Source organism: Flavobacterium sp. NRK1 (genome assembly GCF_024054175.1).
Taxonomy (GTDB): domain Bacteria; phylum Bacteroidota; class Bacteroidia; order Flavobacteriales; family Flavobacteriaceae; genus Flavobacterium.
Window position 1 is genome coordinate 1,778,057 of record NZ_JAMXLA010000001.1, and the last position, 20,154, is coordinate 1,798,210.

The following is a 20,154-nucleotide window of genomic DNA, read 5'->3' on the forward strand; positions in this document are numbered from 1 at the left end:
ATACTCAAATTAAATAATATAAAAATTAGGACTTTATATTTATGGTTATAGGTAAATTATAAGATGCCCTTACAGGTTGTCCGTCTTTTACGGCAGGGCTCCATTTTTGATCTATTGATTCTAATACTCTTTTTGCTTCTTCTCCCAATCCATATCCCGGATCTCGTACAGCTTTTATTTCAGACATTGTACCATCTTTTTCAATAACAAATGACACATAAATTTTTGCTACTAAATCTTTATTTATTTCCGGAACTGTAAAGTTTTTATTTACTAATTGGTAAAATGCAGCTATTCCTCCAGGAAATTCAGGCTGTTTTTCTAATCCGGTGTTGTAAATGGCATTGTCAGCCTTTTCAATATTTTCAGGAGTGTTATTGCAAGATATTATTAGCATTACCGCTATTAAAGGTAAAACTAATACCTGTTTAACAAGAGCCTGCATACGGTTGGTTTTTTTAGTCATCATAATAAATCTTTTTTTAGTTAGTGAAAAAGTAAGATTACTTGCCAGATAGAACCCCTCTGTGCCAGATGCTTTTATGAGCAGCAGTTTTGATAAGAGGCTGCATGATTATATGTTTTAATTACATTTTCATCGGCAAGGAATTCATGATTAAGCTGTATCGCTTTTTTATAAAAATATAGTAGAGGGTTAATCCAAAAAACAATTTTAAGGAGTTCAATAAAAATGATATCCAGTGTATGTTTTTGGTTTACATGGGTTATTTCATGAGTGTACAGTTCATTCTCTATGGTTTTGCTATAATAATCTTCAGCATTTAAAAATATGTAGTTTAAAAAGGTATGAGGTAGCACATCTTCATCAAGCAATACCAAAACGGCATTCTTGTAGCGAATTGTTTTTCCTGATTTTATTTTTGAACGAAAGGCTGCTATATTCCTGAAAAAACGGATTAATAGTGCTACTGCAATAATAATATATATGCTAAACACAATTAATTGCAGAGGATTTTGATTAGTTTGCTGCGTAACCGGTTCCTGTTTTAAAACGAGTGGTATAAGTGTAATATCTTGTAGTATGGTTTTATTATAGACTGTAGGAAGACTAATAAAAGGCAGCACCAAAGCGAATAATAATCCACCTAAAAGATAAAACCTGTTAAAGCGGTGCATCTTTTCCCTTTCAAATAAAAGGTAGTAGAGTCCAAGCAATAGTGCTATTGCAACAGTTGATTTTATAAGATATTCTATCATAACAGGCTGATTTAATAATTATTTTTTGAAATAGTCCCTTGTACCTACAGGCTGTGGAATACCATTTTTTTGTGCAGGTATCCATCTGGGTGATTTTTGCATTATACGATTCACTTCTGCGGCGAGTATAGGATCAGTACTTTCCATCATAGATATATCGGATAGAGTTCCATCTGTGTTTATTGTAAAATCAATTAGCAATTCTTGTCCTGTTAAATCATAGGGAACTTTTATATTGTCAAATAAATATTCAATGAATTTCGCTTTTCCTCCAGGAAAATGCGCGGGTACTTCATAAATCCTGTTTTTGATTTCATCTGTATAAGCGTAGGATATAAATGAAACCTCTGCACTTCCAATGCCATCATTTTCATGGCCATTCCGTTCATAAGTTTCTTTTTTAACTACCGGTTTAGTATCGGGCCACTGGTATTCGCGGGCTTCGTTGAGTATAGTTATTTTATAAGTCTTATCAGGATAATGATCATTAATGCTTTTGATGTTTTTATTGAAATATTGATAAGTGTAAAAGAAATAGCGCTTATCTTTTCCGGAGCGTTTACAACCACCGCAGGCGAAATATTCTCTTTTATATTTTAAAACTTCATCTCTTGTTACCTTTTCATTGTCTATATAAAAAGTACCATCTTCATTTTTTATAAAAGAGTTATAATCGGAAATTTGCAGGCCTCTTGCTTGTTCTTTTTCGGGAATACATGATAAGTAATACTCTTTTTCTGTCTTATTAAGCTTTTTGTAAGGCTTATTTATAAACACATTATTGGGTTTATCATCTATAATAATTTGTACATCTTTAAAGTATTCATCCCTTCTTACTTCTGTACTGTCTTTTACTGTTTTTGAAGGATTATAACTCTTTTCAAAAAAATAAACAGCATAATTTTTCTTTATGTTTTTACACGATACCTGTGAAGAAATAAGCAATACTGCTATTGCTACAGTTGATTTTATAAGGAATTCTATCATGACTTTTTGAATTGATTAATTATGCTTAACAATTTAGATATTGGTACTGCGTTGGTTTATTTCTCTACAAAAAACTTCTTTTTTGTCAGATTCCCTTTTTCATCAGTATATCCTACACTTATTATTCCATAGTCATTGGGATTATTAGATACATAAGTATTTGGAGTGGACTTTTTAAGCGAATCTACCTGTTGCTGTGTTACATTTTTATATACATTCATAAATCTGATTTTATCGGCAGGAATATCGGATAAACCATTTGAGATTTGCTCTTTGTTTTTTTGTTTTTCGGCTGTAGTATCATTTATAAAGAACTTCTTATTTACCAGTTTGCCTTTTTTGTCGGTAAATTTAACAGTTGCCTCTGCATAGTTATTTGGGTTCTTTGATTTGTAAACTTTCGGATTGGCTTTTCTCAGGGAGTCTACCTGTTGCTGTGTTACCTTTTTACTTATATCAAGAGTCTTTATGTTTTCAGTGGGGATATCAGTTAAAGTTTCCTGTGCCAGTGTTTTAGTACATAAAGTTAACATCAATACTGTAATTGCAGGTGCTATAGCAAGTTTTAAAAAAACAGCTTTAGCTGCTGAGGTGGTTTTAGTCATCATAATAAATCTTTTTTTAGTTAGTGAAAAAGTAAGATTGCTAGCCATTGAAAAAATCGCGCCAACGGAGGTTTTTTCAAGGAGCAGGTTTTGGTAATAGATGGTGTTGGCAATGGTATCTATTACTTTTTCGTCAGCCAGAAACTCATGGTTAAGCTGAATGGCCTTTTTATAAAAATATAGCAGCGGATTGAACCAGAATATAGTTTTAAGCGCTTCAATAAATAAAATATCAAGTGTGTGTTTTTGTTGTACATGAGTTAATTCATGAGTAAACAATTCTTCTTCAATCAGTCGTGCTTCATATTCTTCACGGTTTACAAAAATGTAATTCAGGAATGTATGTGGCAGTACTTTCTCTTCTAATAAGACCAGCGTGGCATTTTCCATCTTCACGGAAGAATTAACGGATGACCTTTTGATAAAGGCTGTAACATTCTTAACAAATCGAATTATCAATATTAGCGTAACTATCGCATATATACTCCAGCCTATGTAAAACAAATAGTCTGTTGGCTGTGCTGACAACACAAGATTATCAGGTTTTGAGGTTATTAAAGACTGCCCTGCCGGGACTTTAATTTGTTGTACATAAGTTATAACTGTTATGAACGGTAATGCCAATGAAAATATTAAAGCACTAAGCAGATAAAACCTGTTAAAGCGGTGCATTTTTTCCCTTTCAAACAATAGATAATACAGGCCAAGTAATACTGCCATTGTAAAAGACGATTTTATAAGAAATTCGGTCATGGTATAATTGGTTTGGTTGATTTGACTTTATTCCTGCATTATTGCTGTTTTTTCTGAATCTCTTTGTCAATGATTTTTTTAAGTTCTTCCAGTTCGGCAAACGACATATTTGCTTCCTGTGTAAAAAACGAAGCAAATTGAGCAGCCGAATTATTAAAAAAACTTTTTATCATTCCGTTTACCTGTTTAGAGAAGTAGTCGGATTTTTCAACAAGTGGAAAATACTCCCTTGATTTACCATATTCCTTATAGCCTACAAAACCTTTGTCTGCCATACGTTTCAATAAGGTCGCAACAGTAGTGGTTGCAGGTTTAGGATCGGGGAAGGCATCAAGCAGGTCTTTCATAAAAGCCTTTTCCTGTTTCCATAAATATTGCATTAGCTGTTCTTCTGTTTTTGTCAATTGCATGCTCTACGTTTTTAGAGTTGTTTCTACAAATGTAGAATAAAAAATAATACGCTCAACATTTTGTATAAAAAAATCCGCCACAATGGGCGGATTTTTAACAACTTAAGTCTTAATTTATTTCGACATTTCTGTAAAATGCTTATAAAATAAAGGGATTGTCTCAATTCCTTTAAGATAATTAAATACGCCAAAATGTTCGTTTGGGGAGTGTATAGCATCGCTGTCAAGGCCAAAACCCATCATAATAGTTTTGCTTTTCAATTCTTTTTCAAATAAAGCTACAATAGGAATACTTCCACCTGATCGTACAGGTATTGGTTTAATACCAAAGCTTTCCTGGTACGCAGCAGCAGCGGCACGGTAGCCAATACTATCTATAGGAGTTACATAAGCCTGTCCACCATGATGCGGGGTAACCTTTACTTTTACGCCTTTAGGAGCAATGCTCTCAAAATGTTTGGTAAACAGTTCTGTAATTTCTTTCCAGTCCTGATCAGGAACCAGACGCATAGATATTTTAGCGTATGCTTTGCTGGCAATAACTGTTTTTGCGCCTTCGCCTGTATAACCTCCCCATATTCCGTTTACGTCAAGGGTAGGGCGTATAGAGTTTCTCTCGTTAGTGGTATAAGTGGCTTCACCATAAACATCCTCAATATCAAGTGCTTTTTTATATGCATCCAGAGAGAAAGGTGCTTTTGCCATTTCGTCTCTTTCTTCGCGTGAAAGTTCTTCAACTTTGTCATAAAAGCCAGGTATAGTAATGTGATTGTTTTCGTCATGCAGCTGTGCGATCATTTTAGCCAGTATATTAATTGGATTGGCAACAGCACCACCATAAAGACCAGAGTGAAGGTCGCGGTTTGGGCCTGTAACTTCCACCTCTACATAACTAAGACCTCTAAGACCTGTAGTTATAGAAGGCTGATCGTTAGAGATCATTCCGGTATCTGAGATAAGAATAACATCATTTTTAAGTTTTTCCTGATTACGTTCTACGAACCAGCTAAGACTTGGTGATCCTACCTCTTCTTCACCTTCAATCATAAATTTAACGTTGCACGGCAGGGTATTGTTCTTTACCATGTACTCTAATGCTTTTACATGCATGTACATTTGTCCTTTATCATCACAGGCACCACGCGCAAATATTGCACCTTCGGGATGAAGCTCAGTATTTTTAATTACAGGTTCAAATGGGGGAGATGTCCATAATTCAACCGGATCGGCAGGCTGAACGTCATAATGTCCGTAAACCAATACAGTAGGTAAAGCAGGATCTATATTTTTCTCTCCATATACAATAGGGTAGCCCGGAGTTTCGCAAAGCTCTACAAAATCACATCCTGCATTTTCAAGGCTTGTTTTTACAGCTTCCGCGGTATTAATTACGTCTTGTGAGTAAGCGCTGTCTGCACTAACAGATGGTATTTTAAGAAGTTCTATAAGTTCATTTAAAAATCTTTGTTTATTTTCCTGAACGTAGTTTTTTATGTTATCCATTATAAATTAGTGATATACGATTAAACAACAAAAATACGGAAAAAATAATTTTTATTTTTTGTAGAATTTACTTTGAAAGTTCGAAAACAGTCGTATATTTGCACCCGTAATAATGAAACACAATATCAGTTTTATTATCAGCCTGCGGGTGTGGTGAAATTGGTAGACACGCCAGACTTAGGATCTGGTGCCTCACGGTGTGAAGGTTCGAGTCCTTTCACCCGCACAACAAAAAGCCTCTGATGTCTCAGGGGCTTTTTACTTTTAACTTCTTTACTATTTCTTATAAGTAGTATAGTATTCACAATGCTTTCCTTTAAAAAATATTCTGCGAAATATAAAAACAATCGTATATTTGCCTTGTTATAATGAAACACATATCGGTTTTATTATCAGCCTGCGGGTGTGGTGAAATTGGTAGACACGCCAGACTTAGGATCTGGTGCCTCACGGTGTGAAGGTTCGAGTCCTTTCACCCGCACAACTTAAAAGCTTCTGATGTCTCAGGAGCTTTTTTATGCTTCTTTTTTACTATAATAGAAAGGTGAAAAAGGAATGTAAATAAAAAACCATCCCGTAAAGATTGCTTTACAGGATGGTTACAAAATCAACATAAATTAAATTTATTTATACGATAAACAGGCTGGCAATATTGGTAGCCACTGCACCTGTAATTGGCTCGTCAAAAGATTCCGGTCCTGCACCTGCAGGTATTCCTGCTACTGTAGAAGTATTGAATCCTGCCTGTACTGCATTTTCTTCACCGTCATAAACAGGTTGTGCAGCTTCAGGTAAACCACCACGATCGTTGCCTACAATCCATCCTTTTTGTCCTCTTAATCTTCTTATCTGCGACGCATGCATAGCCTCTACAGAGTGTATCTGTAAAGCAGCAGTAAGTAAATCGCCGTTGCCAATAAGATTTCCGGCTTGTCCTTTATATGCACGTACTCCTGTATCTTCAAAAGCCTGAGCTAGTGCAAGTAATGTAGGATAATCATTAAATGGATCAAAATTGCCACCAGCAGTAAAGTCAAAAGTAGGTTTTGCAGGTGCTGCATCGCCTAAAGCACTTTTAAGGAATGCTACGTGAGCATTTTCATGTTTAGCTATTTGTGCAATAATTGCCTGATCAGCGGTTGGAACGATACCTGAATCCATTGCCATAGCATAAAATTCGTCTTCAAGATATTCAAGTGTCAAAGCAAGCTGTAATGCTTCTGTTGGAGTTTCTGTTGGACCAAAAAAAGCTGTTGTGGCAGCATTAGCCTTATTTGATGATAATAGTGCTGTTAATCCGAATGGTACTGCTGCCATAGCGGCTGTTGTTCCCATTTTCTGAAACTGATTAAAGCTGTCTCTGCGTGAGCCTTTAGCGTTAAGGCTGTTTATCATGCCTTCTGTTGTAAATGACTCTAGAAATTTTATAATATTCATGATGTCTCTGTTTTAAAATTAGATTATGGTAAGAATTGAGCTGTAAATGGTGTCTGGATAATATCAAGTGCTGATACAGCAGAGATAATTCCTGATGGTTTTACAGCCTGGCCAAGCCCGTTTGAAGATGTTACAACATCATCTCCTGCAAAATCTGCAGAACCCGGGTTGATTAGACTTCTGATAGCTGATGCGTGTCTAGCTTCTATCGACACAATTTTACCTGCAAGAACAAGGTAATCCGGTGTAGTAATATAGCGTCCTGCACCATTATAAGCTGCTACACCTGTATCTTCAAGTGTTTTGGCTGTAGCCAATACCTGAGATCTGCTGCTAAAGCTTAATGATCCATAATCAAATTCAAGTGAAGGCAGTAATTGATCCTGGCTTGTAATAACGCCGGATATTGCTGCTTTAAAAAATTCCCTGTGTATTACTTCATGCCTGTATAGGTCAGCAAGTACTGCCTGTTCTTCAGCACTAAAAGTACTGCCAAAAGTATTACTGTTAACAACTCTTGTGTAAAAGTCGGCTTCCAGCTGCTCAAGCGCGTAGGCGTAAGTAAGAACACCCAGGTCGCCGCCGCCAAGATCAAATACACCATCCCTAACACCAGGAAGCTGATTTGAATCGGGGTTGCTTCCTTTGTCGTCGTCGCTGCTGCAACCAGCCATTACGAGCCCTGCGCCTGCAAGGGTAATCCCGCTGATTTTAAGAAAGTTTCTCCTGCTATGCAGCGATCTTACTTCCTCTACTTGTACTTTTTTCATAATCTTAAAGATTTAATAGGTTAATAATTTTTGGCAGGTGTGGTAACAAAATTTGTTAGTTATCAAAGTTACTTTTTACATACGGTTATAAATAGAGTAGGGTTTTTAACAACTGTAGTTTTTTTATGATTTAACTTTTTGTTATGAATTCATTTAATATCTCAACGTTTATAAATCGTTGATTTATAGTTAAAATACTGTGCATTTTCAAATTTGGTTTCTTAAAGGTGTTAACACTTACGCTTTGTAAAGTTTAATACTTAATTAACTTATCAAAAAGTGCGAAACATTATTATTTTTATTTATTTGTTAGTTTTTTACTTACAATCGTTCAATGGAAAATCGTTTTAGTTATAAAATGTTGTAAATTGTAAGCGATATTTAACAGGAATAAAAAAATGGTTATTTTTTTGTTTCTTTACACTATAAATTATTTTAGGCCATGAAGCAAAAAGCCACACTAAAACAAATAGCGAAAGAGTTAAACGTATCTGTTTCTACAGTTTCTAAAGCGTTGAGTAATAGTCCTGAAATTAGTGAGCCTACAAAAATCAAAGTACAGGAATTCGCTAAGCTTAAAAACTATAAGCCCAACAATATTGCAGTAAATCTTAAAAACAAAACCACTAAAACTATTGGGGTTATTATTCCTAATATTCTTAATCCTTTTTTTGCCAAGGTATTCAGTGGGATAGAAAAAGCGGCGAATGACAGAGGGTATAATGTTATTACCTGTATTTCTAACGAATCATTAGAAAAAGAAATTCATGCTATGGATATGCTAAGCAATGGTACTATAGATGGATTTATACTTTCAATATCTGAAGAAACCCAGAAGGAACAGGAATTTAAACATTTTAAAGATGCCATAGCAGATGATCTTCCCATTGTAATGTTCGATAGGATTTCTGATGAGGTTAACTGCGATAAAGTTATTGTAGATGACTTTGATTCGGCTGTAGATGGTACTACACATTTAATAAAGCTAAAATGTAAAAATATAGCTCTGCTTTCTACTATAGATAATCTTAGTGTAGGAAAGCTGCGTTTGCAGGGATATGAAAAAGCTCTTAAAGATAACGGCTACAGCATAAATCCCGATATAATGTTGCATACAGATAATACTGAAGAGTTTGATGAAAAATTAAAAGTATTATTTGATACCAAAACAATAGATGGTGTTTTTGCTTTAGATGAACATGCCTCTGTAATGGCTATGAAAACGGCTATTAAAAAAGGACTTAAAATTCCTGATGAGGTTCAGATTATAGGCTTTGCCGACGGTGTATGGTCTAAAAGGCTTACCCCAAGCCTTTCAACAGTTAGCCAGCATGCCCCTGAAATAGGGGAAGCTGCTGCCGGAATGCTTATTGACAGGCTGGAGGATAAATCTGAAGAAGCTCCGGAATATGTAACAAAGGTTATTAAAACCGAGCTGAGACAAAGAGAATCTACTAAAAAGCTATAAAGTAAAAAGCCCTTCAGGGCTTTTTTTATTGTTCTTTTGTAAATTTGGTTGCCGATCCGTCAGCCTGCCTAAGTGTAAATCCCTTTGGGTTAAAGGTTATAGTAATTCCGGCAGGATCAAAATTAAATTCGGTTTCGCTAAGCGGATTAAGCGGAAAAGAACCCTGATCGGTCGCATGAGCAATAAGAGTGCCGTTTACCAATTTAATATCTACTTTAAAAGGCAGAGAAGGGGTTGTATAAAAACCTTCATAACGTTTAAGAATATCTTCGCTAACATTTGCAGTTTTAAAGTTGGGAAAAATATAAGGCAATTTATAATAGCAGCTTAATATACCCAGTACAATATCATTGGTGTTATAATTTTCGCCGTTCATGAGTAAAGAGAATCCAAGATCATCTTTTGGATAATACCCTAAAACCGATTTAAAGGATTCAATGCCGCCATTATGGCCAAAAAATTTCCGTTCTATAAAAGGATAGGCAAAAATACCCTTGCCATATCCCATATCAATTGCGGTCATTTCATCCAGGGATTCTTTTTTTATAATCTTTCCGTCAAATAAAGCCTTGATGAATTTTGTGAGATCTGAAGGTGTAGATTGTAAAGCTCCTGCTGCACCCGCAACTGATTCGTGCCATTCTTCAGTGGGTATCCATTTTCCGTTCCCAAAAGAATATGAAGAGGCTTCATTTTTTTTCAGGTTTATTTTTGAATAATAATAAGTGTTTTTAAGCCCAGCTTTATTTATTATTCTGGAAGTTACATTGTCTTTATATGATTTTTTAGTTACGTCTTGTATAATATAGCCTAAAAGCAGATAATTTGTATTACTGTATTCTGCTTTTTCACCAGGTTCAAAAGCAGCAGGATATGATTCTATACGGCTAAGCATATCCCTTCTGTTTTGCAGTTTTGTTTTGTAACTTTCAAAGGCAGGGTCGTCAGTATAGTTATATAATCCGCTTTTGTGGCCCAGCATTTCTGCTATAGTAATTTTATCTGCATTTTTTATTTTTGGGAAAAACTCAGATAGTTTTGTATCCGGTTTAAGCTTTTTTTCTTCAATAAGCTGAAATACAATTGCCGATGTGAACATTTTTGTAACAGAACCTATTTTGTATTTGGTCTTTGTATTGGCCTGTGTATGCGTTTCTACATTAGAAAATCCGTAAGCTTTTTCAAATACCACTTTGCCTTTTTCTTCTATGGCTATAGATCCCATAAATTTATGGCTGTCATACAAATAAGTAAGCAGGCTGTCTATTTTTCTGAATTTGGCACCTTCATACTGTTGTGCAAATGTTGGCACGGCCAGCATAAAAGCGAGTACGTTTAAAAGTGTTTTTTTCATAATATTGTAATTGACTTATTCACTTGCACTGCAGCGTTTTGAAGAGTAATTAATGCGCTTCCAGCCAGTTTTTCCCTTCACCCAAATCTACTTCTAATGGAACATCCAGTTTAAAGGCACTTTCCATTTCCTGTTTAATCATTGGTTTTATACGCTCCAGTTCACTATTATGAACGTCAAAAACAAGCTCATCGTGTACCTGTAGCAACATTTTACTTTTCCAGTTCTCCTTTTCCAGCCTTTTCTGAATATTTATCATGGCAATTTTAATAATATCAGCAGCACTTCCCTGAATAGGTGCATTAACAGCATTACGTTCGGCACCGCCGCGCACTACCATATTTTGAGAATTAATATCTTTTAAGTACCTGCGCCTTCCCGATATGGTTTGTACATAACCTTGTTCTCGTGCCATTTCAATCTGTTCATTTATATATTGCTTTAGCCTTGGGTAAGTTTTATAATAGGCATCAATAAGGTCTTTAGATTCTGATCTGCTCAACGATGTCTGGTTACTAAGCCCAAATGCCGATACACCATATACAATACCAAAATTTACCGTTTTTGCATGGCTTCGCTGCTCACGCGTTACTTCTTCAAGCGCAATATTAAATACTTTTGCAGCTGTAGATGCGTGAATATCTTCTCCTTTCCGGAAGGCACCAACCATTTCAGGATCGCCGCTAAGTGCCGCTATAATGCGTAGTTCTATTTGAGAGTAATCTGCAGAAACTATGGTGTATTCTTCATTACGTGCTATAAAAGCTTTTCTTATCTGCCTTCCTCTTTCTGTACGAATAGGTATATTTTGCAGGTTAGGATTATTGGAGCTTAAACGGCCTGTTGCTGCTACGGTTTGCATATAATCAGTATGTACGCGGCCTGTTTTTATTTCTACCTGTAATGGTAATGCATCTACATAGGTATTTTGCAATTTTACAAGTTGTCTCCATTCCAGTATATCGGCTACAACAGGATTTTCAAGGGCAAGGTAAGAAAGCACCTCTTCACCCGTGGCGTACTGGCCTGTTTTTGTTTTCTTTTGTTTTGCGCCGCCTATTTTAAGTTTGTCAAACAACACTTCACCCAGTTGTTTTGGTGAAGCAAGATTAAACGATTCACCTGCCGTTTCATATATTTTTTGTTCGAGTCTTTTAATATCTCCTGAAAGTTCGGCAGAAAGCTCTTTAAGGTATTGGGTATCAAGGTTAATTCCTTCCTGTTCCATAGCTGCCAGGACCGGCATAAGCGGAATTTCTATTTCATCAAACAGCTTTCGGGTATCGGTCTCTTCTAATAAAGGCGCAAAAACTTCTTTAAGCTGAAGTGTAATGTCAGCATCTTCAACAGCATATTCTTTTATAAGGTCAATTTCAATATCGCGCATGGATTTTTGACCTTTGCCTTTTTTGCCAATTAAAGATTCAATAGGGACAGGGGAGTATTTAAGGTACGTTTCTGCCAGTACATCCATGCCATGGCGCATATCAGGATTAATAAGATAATGGGCTATCATAGTATCAAATATCCTTCCTTTTACAGTAACGCCATATTGAGCCAGTACTTCAAAATCATATTTTAGGTTCTGGCCTACTTTTTCAATAGCCTCATTTTCAAAGAATGGAATAAACATATTTACCACCTGCTGTGCTTCTTCCAGATCGGCAGGTACAGGAACGTAAAAACCTTTACCTTTTTCCCAGGAAAAAGACAAACCAACAAGTTCTGCCGTTAAAGCGTTAATTCCTGTTGTCTCCGTATCAAAACTCACGCTGGTTTGTTTCATCAGATCGCGCATTAGCAGGCTTATTGCCATATTGCCCTGCACAGCCTGATAAAAATGATCTGTATTTTCAAGGGTGTTATAAAATCCTGTTGATGTTGTTATAGCCGCAGGATCGGCAGCACCTTCTCCAAACAGAGAAAATTGCTGTTCATTTTTTACAATGGTTTTGGTAGGAGCATAGCCATTAGATGCCGGGGTATCTGCTTCCTCGTTTTCATCAAATAGTTTATGAAACTGATCTGCCATACGGCGAAATTCCAACTCATTAAATAAAATCTCAACCTTTTCCGTGTCAGGTTTAGTAAGCTCGAAGTCTTTTTCGTTAAAAGTAACATTACAATCTGTTATAATGGTTGCAAGTTTTTTAGACATGATACCCTTTTCGGCATTGGCTTCAATATTTTCACGCATTTTACCCTTTAGTTCATGGGTGTTAGCCAACAGGCTCTCCATTGAACCGTATTCTTTCAATAGCTTTTTTGCAGTTTTCTCACCTACGCCGGGCAGCCCGGGTATATTATCTACAGCATCGCCCATCATTCCTAAAAAGTCTATAACCTGTTCCGGTCTTTCAATTTCAAAACGGTCTAAAACTTCAGGTACACCCCAAATTTCAATGCCGTTACCCATACGGGCCGGGCGGTACATAAATATATTTTCGCTTACAAGCTGTGCAAAATCCTTATCGGGTGTTACCATAAATACCTGATAATTTTGTTTCTCAGCCTGTTTGGCAAGGGTGCCAATAAGGTCATCAGCTTCACAGCCTGCCAGTTCAATTACGGGTATATGCATTGCCTTTAAAAGCTCCTGTATATATGGTATGGCAATTTTAATAGCTTCGGGGGTTTCGTCACGGTTTGCTTTATATTCAACAAACATTTCAGTGCGTACAGTACTGCCTTCTTTGTCAAAAGCTACGGCTAAATGATCTGGCTTTTCGCGTTTAATAACATCAAGCAGGGAGTTCATAAACCCCATAATAGCAGAGGTGTCCATGCCTTTGGAGTTTATTCTTGGATTTTTTATAAAGGCATAATAACCACGAAAAATAAGTGCATAAGCATCTAGCAGAAAAAGGCGTTTTTGTTGTGACATGTAAAATCAATTTGCCGTAAAAATAAGCAAACAGATGCACATTAAGAAACACTGCCAAAATGAAGTTTAAACAAAACAGCCATATCATAAAGATATGGCTGTTTATCTACAATAGGTATATTTATAATGCTGTTTCGTTTTTTCTGTTATCAAGGCTCAGAGGGCCTGACCCAAAATAAGCAATCATTAATGCTGCTCCCATCATAGATATATTTTTCATAAATGCTGCCATATCCATTTGTTTTGCCATAGCGTCTTCAATAGTCCAGAAGTTATGAAGCATAAATGTTACGGGAATTAGAAATAGTACTATTAACCATGCTCCATATTTGGCCTTGTACCCAAGTAGTATACTTAAAGCCCCTATTAATTCAATTATACCTGAAAGAGGTACTAATAGTGATGCCGCTGGCACGCCTTTGGAAGCAGCATAGCCTATAGAAGGTTCACTAAAATGCCCAAATGAGGAAAAAATAAAGATAAGTGAGTATAATACTCTGCCGGCTAAAAGTGTGTATTTCATTTTTTTACTTTTTTTGTTATTTGTATAAACAAATGTAGTTACATTTGCTATATGAAAGTAAGTACTATACACAAGTATAGCGCTATCATGTATTATAGTATGAAAAATATAGATTCTTCAGATCATGACAAATGCCTTGGAATGATATTGCCTGTAAGGGATGCTCTTGATGTATTAAGCGGGAAATGGAAGTTGCCAATTTTAGTTGCGCTTAATCTGGGCAATAAACGTTTTGGTGAAATTGCTAGGGAAATACCTAAAATAACAGACAGGATGCTGTCTAAAGAACTACGTGAACTGGAAATGCACGGCCTTGTAAAGCGTACAGTTTATGATACCATTCCAGTTGTTATAGAATATTCAGCTACAGACTATGGACATACTCTGGATAAAGTTATATCAGAATTGCGTAATTGGGGTGTTGAACACCGCAGGCGTGTTATCGAAAATTATAATTCTTCTAAGTAATTGCTGTAACAAAACAACTTATTATTCGTTAACACCTAAAATATAAATTATGATCCGCTGGATATTATTCTTTGTCTTTGTGGCTTTGGTAGAAATATATGCTTTCCAGACCGTAAGGACAGTTACCAAAATAAAATGGATGCAATATGCCTATGTAGCCATTTCTCTTTTTATACTTATATACATTATCTATCAGTTTACGCAGTTTGACAGAAGTGTAGGGCAAAATAAAAAAACCTTATTCACTATGGGGTTGCTGCTTATAACCTACATACCTAAAATGGTTATAATGGTTATAATGGTTAGTGAAGATATATTTAGGGTTATCGGAGGCTGTATAAGAGCTTTTTTAGGCAACAGCGAGCAGTCATTTCTTCCTGACAGAAGAAAATTTGTAAGCCAGATAGCACTTGGCCTTGCCGCTATACCATTTCTTTCACTGCTATATGGTATGACAAAAGGAAAATATAACTTCAAAGTAATAAAACAAACAGTTTTTTTTCCTGATCTGCCCGAAGCTTTTGACGGTATGACCATAACACAAATATCAGATATACATAGCGGGAGTTTTGATAATCATGAAAAAATTGAATATGCTATAGACCTTATAAATGCTCAAAAATCTGACATTATATTGTTTACAGGTGATATTGTAAATACTCATGCTGAAGAGATGCATCCGTGGATTGATACTTTTAAACGCATTGAGACTCCTCCAATGGGCAAATATTCAGTATTAGGCAATCATGATTATGGAGAGTATGTTACCTGGCCCTCACAGGAAGAAAAGCAAAAGAATTTTGAGGATATTAAGGATCTTCACCGCCAGATAAACTTTAAGTTATTGCTAAATGAAAACGTTAAGCTGGAAAAAGACGGTGAGCATATTGCCTTAATTGGAGTAGAAAACTGGGGGCATAACTTTAAAAAAGCAGGTGATCTGACTAAAGCTACCCAGGGAGTTGCACAAAAAGACTTTAAAATACTAATGAGCCACGATCCGTCGCATTGGGAGTATGAAGTAAAAAATAATCCTCATAATTATCATTTAACACTAAGCGGACATACGCACGGATTGCAGTTTGGTATAGAAATTCCAGGTGTAATTAAGTGGAGTCCTGTACAATATGTTTATAAACAATGGGCAGGATTGTATGAAAATATTGGCCGCTATGTTTATGTAAATCGCGGATTTGGATTTCATGCTTATCCGGGGCGGGTAGGCATATGGCCTGAAATTACTGTGCTCGAACTAAAAAAAGGGGAAAGAGTAGGCTAATTTGGTAAAAATACTATATTTGTATAATATTATATTTAATAAAAAGGTTTTAAAGTTAGTTTAAAATTTTATTTTATGTCAAAATTCGGAGAACTTATAAACTCCCAGGTACCTGTACTAATTGATTTTTATACAGAGTGGAACGAACCTTCTGTATCCATGCATCCGGTTATAAGGGATGTGGCGGCTGCATTAGGCGACAGAGCCAAAGTTATAAAAATTGATGTGGACAAAAACCAGGAGCTGGCCGATGCACTCAGGATTAAGGGGCTTCCTACGCTTATGATCTATAAAGACGGGCAAATGGTGTGGAGGCAGTCAGGCGAGCTTGATGCTAATACTATAATAGGCCTTGTTCAGGAGCAGATTTAAGCCAGAGTACCAAAGCTATATCCATTTTCCTTAAGATATTTTATTACACGTGGCAAAGCATATTCCAGATTGGTAAATGCTTTTATACTGTCATGAAAAATAATTACGCTGCCGTTGGTGGCGTTTTTTATTACATTTTCACAGCATTTTTCCGGAGTTATGTATCTGTCAAAATCGGCACTTAAAACATCCCACATTACTATTTTATAGCCAAGGTTTCTCACCTCTTTTGTCTGGCTATGGCTAATTTTACCATAAGGAGGCCGAAACAGTTTGCTGTCATGGTCGGTTCTTTTAATTATAGCTTGTCGGCAGGCTTCTATATTCTTAAAATAAATTTTATTATCAGTGTGCCATCCATTAATGTGGTTAAAGGTATGGTTGCCTATAGTATGGTCTTCACTAACAACCTTCTCAAAAACCTGTGGGTGTTTTTCAATATTGTCTCCAATACAAAAAAAGGTAGCTTTAATATTATTCTCTTTTAAAAGAGCAAGTACCCATTCAGTAATTTTGGGTATAGGTCCGTCATCAAATGTAAGATATACGGTCTTTTTAGTGCTTTTTACAGACCAGATATAGCCGGGAAAAAGCTTTTTAATGAACCAGTGTGTTTTTACCCAATATGGCTTCATAGCAACTAAATTAAAAAAAATATGCAGCACTATAAAAGTACTGCATATCCTTAAAGTTACCAACAGTTAACTGCTACTCTTTGTCTCTTTTATATCTTCCTGCTTTTTCGTTAAACTCATTAAATTTAACTTTTGCAGTATTATAATATTCAGTATCACCATTATCTTTCATAACCCATAGCAGGCTTCTGTAACGCTCTATAGCCGTAACAATATCTACTGCAATATCACGTTGGTCACTTACAGATAAGCCTCTGTAAAATATGAGATTTTCCTGATATTTTTTAATAAGTTTATCCAGCAGTTCACGGGCTTGTTTTTTATCGCCAAGCTCGTAGTAACCTGTTGCAAATGGCTCTAACAGGGTGTAATATTCATAAAGTTCTACAGGCATCTTGGTCATAGCAAGATCTATAATTTTCTTAGCCTTGTCTTTTTTGCCTTCGTTTATAAGAGCTTCCATTAACCTTGCCAGATTTGTTCTGTAGGTAATACTGTTTTTACGGGTTTCCGGATCATGGTAAATTTTAGGGCTTTCGCTGTTACCCCAGTCCCATGACATAACAATATCATACATCTTATCGGTATCTATATAACCCATATCAAGCGGGCTTCCGTCTTTAGGTATAGGGGTTCTTACCGGAACCAGTTTAAATACCATACCATCAAGCTGAAGATAATCTTTCATCCATAAGTAATCATCATCACCAAAACTTCCGCCGGTAAAGTAAACAGGCCTTTTCCAGTCGTTGTTATTTATAATGTCAAGCATTATAAGGCGGTTTTTATAAAGGGCATCACCTTTTATAGTAACATCTATATAAGGAGCAATAGAATCATATTGCTGAGGTGCAACAATCTTATTTTTTATAATTTCTTCTTTGTTTACAGGAATCCTTACTTTATTGGTAGGGTAATAGTTTACAAAATGTCCGTTATTAAGCTCTTTTTTTACTCTTTCATCATCCGATGCAATAAATTTAAGTAAGTCTTTTAGAGCCCATCTGTTTTCAGTTTCCGGTATATAAAGGCTGTAATCTCTTGTTCCCTGTTTATACTGGTCATGTGTAAATTTAATTGGAATTGGGTCAGACTCGTATGCTTTTGCCTTCATCTGGTCTATATACCAGTCTGTCATAAGTAAACTTGTATTTACAATTCGCACATCAGTCCTGAAACCTTCAATTTCCTGTGCATACCATAAAGGGAAGGTATCATTATCACCAATGGTAAATAATATAGCATTTTTATCGCAGGATGAAAGGTATGATTTAGCCATTGCAACAGCAGTATATTTTCCGGAACGGTCATGGTCATCCCAGTTTTGGGAAGCCATAAGTACAGGAGCAGCCAATAAAGTAACTGCAATAACTACAGGGCCTGCAATTTTAGGCTGTAAATATTGTTTAATTCCATCATAAATAGCATATATACCATAGGCTATCCACATGGCAAATACATAGAATGAACCCACCAGGGCATAGTCTCTTTCACGAGGTTCAAAAGGCCTTTCGTTTAGGTAAATTTTTAAAGCAATACCTGTAAACAGGAATAATGTAAGCAATACATAAAAACTTTTGGGGTCTTTTCTTGCATGAAAAGCAATACCTATAAGTCCCAGTATAAATGGAAGGAAATAATAAACATTATAGCCTTTGTTATTTAGCTGGTCTGATGGAAGGTTTTTTTGCGATCCAAGATGCATCTCATCAAGAGGGGTTATACCGCTTATCCAGTTGCCATCAAGGTTATCATATCTTCCCTGAATGTCATTTTGTCTTCCTGTAAAGTTCCACATAAGATACCTCCAGTACATGTAGCCAAACTGATATTCAAACATGTACTGCATGTTGTCTATAAATGATGGTTTTTCTATAATCAGATAATCTCCATAAGTTTTAAGGAATTTTTCATAATCATCAAGATCTGCATGTCCGGAACGGAAAGCCGATTTGAACTCGTTTACGGCTTGTTCTACACCACCTCTAACCTGAGCCATAGCAGTGTTGTAATCTTCCTCACTCATTCGGTCTACAGGCAGTCCATATTTTATTAAGTCCTGCTCATAGTCGTAAGACGGATTAAGCCTGAATTCAACAGGTTTGGTAAAACGCATGTAATTAACGGCGTGTTCGGTGCTCCACATCCTGGGCATAAAGCCTTTCTGATTGTCATCCGTATTTTGTTTGGCATTTTTGTAATTATTTACAATAACATACTTGCCGGTTTTATAATCTCTCTGGTAATTGGGCTTTTCGTCCTCGTAAGGATTGTTCTTGTCAAGGCCTGTAAATGCATCAGTGTACATAGGGCCATAAAACAGTTTTTGCTCGCCATACTGTTCACGGTTATAATAGGCTAATACTTCGGCAGCATCAGATGGCCTGTTTTCATTAATTACAACATTGGCATTGGCGCGTATAGGCAGCATCATCCATGTGGAAAACCCAATTAAGATGAAAAGTATGCAAAGAATTATAGTGTTATAAAAAGCAAGGCCTTTCTTTTTGGTGTATTGCAGGCTAAAATAAAAGAAAGCAATAATAGCCAGTAATATAAATATTGTTCCGGAGTTAAATGGCAATCCGAAAGTATTTACCATGAAAATTTCTGTTTTACCAAACAGTGCCATGGTATACGGTAGCAATAATTTAAAAATGAAAAGTAATATAGCTACAATAACCACATTGGCTATGATAAAGCTTTTTATAGTTATTTTTTGGTAGTTTTTAAAGTAGTAAATAAACCCAATTGATGGTATAGTTAATAGGGCCATAAAGTGTACACCGAACGATAAACCTACTACTAATGATATAATAAGAAGCCACTTATTACCTCTTGGCGTATGCATTTCCTGCTCCCAGCGAAGGCCAAGCCAAAGCAGTAAAGCTATAAGCAATGAAGCCATAGCATATACTTCTGCTTCAACGGCATTAAACCAAAAGCTATCAGTAAAAGTAAAAGCAAGGCTGCCTACAGCAGATGCTCCAAGTATTACAATTGCGTTATTGTTATTAAGTTCAGATACTCTGCTAATAAGATTTTTAAGCAATATGGTTAAAGACCAGAACATGAAAAGTATTGTAAAGGCACTGGAAAACACCGACATCATATTAACCATAAGTGCAACCTTATCAGGTCCTGTGGCAAACATTGCAAAAAAAGCACCCATCATCTGGAAAAGAGGAGCCCCCGGAGGGTGTCCTACTTCAAGCTTTGCTGAAGTTGCTATATACTCGCCGCAATCCCAAAAGCTTAGGGTAGGCTCTACAGTAAGAGAATAAACAAGAAGGGCAATGGCAAAAACAGACCATCCTGCGATGGTATTCCATTTTTTGAAATTGAATGTTATCATGTAATGATTATTGTTCGGTGATTTCTTATGCAAAGAAACTATTTTTTTTCCTTAAGGAAAGGCCAAAGTTTGTTTTTTTGAGTTACTTAAACACAAAATACAGCATTGTTATTACAATGCTGTAAGCATTAAG

The 20,154-nt window shown here is 36.0% G+C and carries 17 protein-coding genes and 2 tRNA genes; 6 read left to right on the top strand and 13 right to left on the bottom strand.

What is annotated here, in order from left to right; all coding sequences use genetic code 11:
• Positions 1-25: 25 nt before the first annotated feature.
• The 6 genes from NHE85_RS08150 to NHE85_RS08175 form a co-directional block, all read right to left on the bottom strand.
• On the bottom strand, positions 26-469 hold the full coding sequence (locus NHE85_RS08150) for an energy transducer TonB (RefSeq protein WP_252811481.1): 444 nt from the start codon (positions 467-469) through the stop codon (positions 26-28).
• A gap of 71 nt (positions 470-540) precedes the next feature.
• The gene (locus NHE85_RS08155) at positions 541-1,218 is read right to left on the bottom strand and encodes a M56 family metallopeptidase (RefSeq protein WP_252811483.1); all 678 of its coding nucleotides are present in this window, start codon (positions 1,216-1,218) and stop codon (positions 541-543) included.
• Between the two features lie 18 nt (positions 1,219-1,236).
• Positions 1,237-2,205 carry an energy transducer TonB gene (locus NHE85_RS08160; RefSeq protein ID WP_252811485.1) on the bottom strand — a complete coding sequence of 323 codons (969 nt, stop codon included), beginning with the start codon at positions 2,203-2,205 and terminating at the stop codon, positions 1,237-1,239.
• 56 nt (positions 2,206-2,261) lie between these two features.
• Positions 2,262-3,563 (bottom strand): M56 family metallopeptidase, encoded by a 1,302-nt coding sequence (locus NHE85_RS08165; protein WP_252811487.1) that lies wholly within the window; start codon positions 3,561-3,563, stop codon positions 2,262-2,264.
• Between the two features lie 38 nt (positions 3,564-3,601).
• Positions 3,602-3,973 carry a BlaI/MecI/CopY family transcriptional regulator gene (locus NHE85_RS08170; RefSeq protein ID WP_252811489.1) on the bottom strand — a complete coding sequence of 124 codons (372 nt, stop codon included), beginning with the start codon at positions 3,971-3,973 and terminating at the stop codon, positions 3,602-3,604.
• Between the two features lie 114 nt (positions 3,974-4,087).
• Positions 4,088-5,476: a dipeptidase gene (locus NHE85_RS08175; protein ID WP_252811491.1), complete on the bottom strand. Its 1,389-nt coding sequence runs from the start codon at positions 5,474-5,476 to the stop codon at positions 4,088-4,090.
• Positions 5,477-5,620: 144 nt separating this feature from the next.
• Between NHE85_RS08175 and NHE85_RS08180 the strand changes: the two genes are divergently transcribed.
• Together NHE85_RS08180 and NHE85_RS08185 are read left to right on the top strand one after the other, a co-directional pair.
• Positions 5,621-5,702: transfer RNA gene (locus NHE85_RS08180), tRNA-Leu, on the top strand.
• A 173-nt stretch (positions 5,703-5,875) separates the two neighbouring features.
• Positions 5,876-5,957 (top strand) — tRNA-Leu (locus tag NHE85_RS08185).
• Between the two features lie 146 nt (positions 5,958-6,103).
• On the opposite strand, the gene NHE85_RS08190 is transcribed toward NHE85_RS08185, so the two are convergent.
• Together NHE85_RS08190 and NHE85_RS08195 are read right to left on the bottom strand one after the other, a co-directional pair.
• Complete coding sequence (locus NHE85_RS08190) at positions 6,104-6,913, bottom strand: ferritin-like domain-containing protein (protein ID WP_252811493.1); 810 nt, start codon at positions 6,911-6,913, stop codon at positions 6,104-6,106.
• A 23-nt stretch (positions 6,914-6,936) separates the two neighbouring features.
• Positions 6,937-7,683, bottom strand: a complete 747-nt coding sequence (locus NHE85_RS08195; protein WP_252811495.1) for a ferritin-like domain-containing protein — start codon at positions 7,681-7,683, stop codon at positions 6,937-6,939.
• Positions 7,684-8,125: 442 nt separating this feature from the next.
• On the opposite strand from NHE85_RS08195, the gene NHE85_RS08200 reads away from it, so the two are divergent.
• Complete coding sequence (locus tag NHE85_RS08200; RefSeq protein ID WP_252811497.1) at positions 8,126-9,151, top strand: LacI family DNA-binding transcriptional regulator; 1,026 nt, start codon at positions 8,126-8,128, stop codon at positions 9,149-9,151.
• 25 nt (positions 9,152-9,176) lie between these two features.
• On the opposite strand, the gene NHE85_RS08205 is transcribed toward NHE85_RS08200, so the two are convergent.
• The 3 genes from NHE85_RS08205 to NHE85_RS08215 form a co-directional block, all read right to left on the bottom strand.
• Positions 9,177-10,505 (bottom strand): serine hydrolase, encoded by a 1,329-nt coding sequence (locus tag NHE85_RS08205; RefSeq protein ID WP_252811498.1) that lies wholly within the window; start codon positions 10,503-10,505, stop codon positions 9,177-9,179.
• A gap of 49 nt (positions 10,506-10,554) precedes the next feature.
• A complete protein-coding gene (gene polA / locus NHE85_RS08210) occupies positions 10,555-13,389 on the bottom strand; it encodes a DNA polymerase I (RefSeq protein WP_252811499.1) in 2,835 nt (944 codons plus the stop codon).
• A 121-nt stretch (positions 13,390-13,510) separates the two neighbouring features.
• Complete coding sequence (locus tag NHE85_RS08215; protein WP_252811500.1) at positions 13,511-13,984, bottom strand: DoxX family protein; 474 nt, start codon at positions 13,982-13,984, stop codon at positions 13,511-13,513.
• On the opposite strand from NHE85_RS08215, the gene NHE85_RS08220 reads away from it, so the two are divergent.
• The 3 genes from NHE85_RS08220 (at position 13,964) to NHE85_RS08230 (ending at position 16,031) form a co-directional block, all read left to right on the top strand.
• Positions 13,964-14,380, top strand: coding sequence for a helix-turn-helix domain-containing protein (locus NHE85_RS08220; protein ID WP_252811501.1), 417 nt, complete (start codon positions 13,964-13,966; stop codon positions 14,378-14,380). The two genes, NHE85_RS08215 and NHE85_RS08220, sit on opposite strands and share 21 nt — an antisense overlap.
• Before the next feature lie 49 nt (positions 14,381-14,429).
• A complete protein-coding gene (locus NHE85_RS08225; RefSeq protein WP_252811503.1) occupies positions 14,430-15,659 on the top strand; it encodes a metallophosphoesterase in 1,230 nt (409 codons plus the stop codon).
• A gap of 75 nt (positions 15,660-15,734) precedes the next feature.
• Positions 15,735-16,031, top strand: a complete 297-nt coding sequence (locus tag NHE85_RS08230; protein WP_114756316.1) for a co-chaperone YbbN — start codon at positions 15,735-15,737, stop codon at positions 16,029-16,031.
• Here the strand turns inward: NHE85_RS08230 and NHE85_RS08235 are convergent.
• Both NHE85_RS08235 and NHE85_RS08240 read right to left on the bottom strand, forming a co-directional pair.
• A complete protein-coding gene (locus NHE85_RS08235; protein ID WP_252811505.1) occupies positions 16,028-16,666 on the bottom strand; it encodes a polysaccharide deacetylase family protein in 639 nt (212 codons plus the stop codon). The two genes, NHE85_RS08230 and NHE85_RS08235, sit on opposite strands and share 4 nt — an antisense overlap.
• 73 nt (positions 16,667-16,739) lie before the next feature.
• Positions 16,740-20,021 carry a DUF2723 domain-containing protein gene (locus tag NHE85_RS08240; protein ID WP_252811507.1) on the bottom strand — a complete coding sequence of 1,094 codons (3,282 nt, stop codon included), beginning with the start codon at positions 20,019-20,021 and terminating at the stop codon, positions 16,740-16,742.
• Positions 20,022-20,154 lie beyond the last annotated feature (133 nt).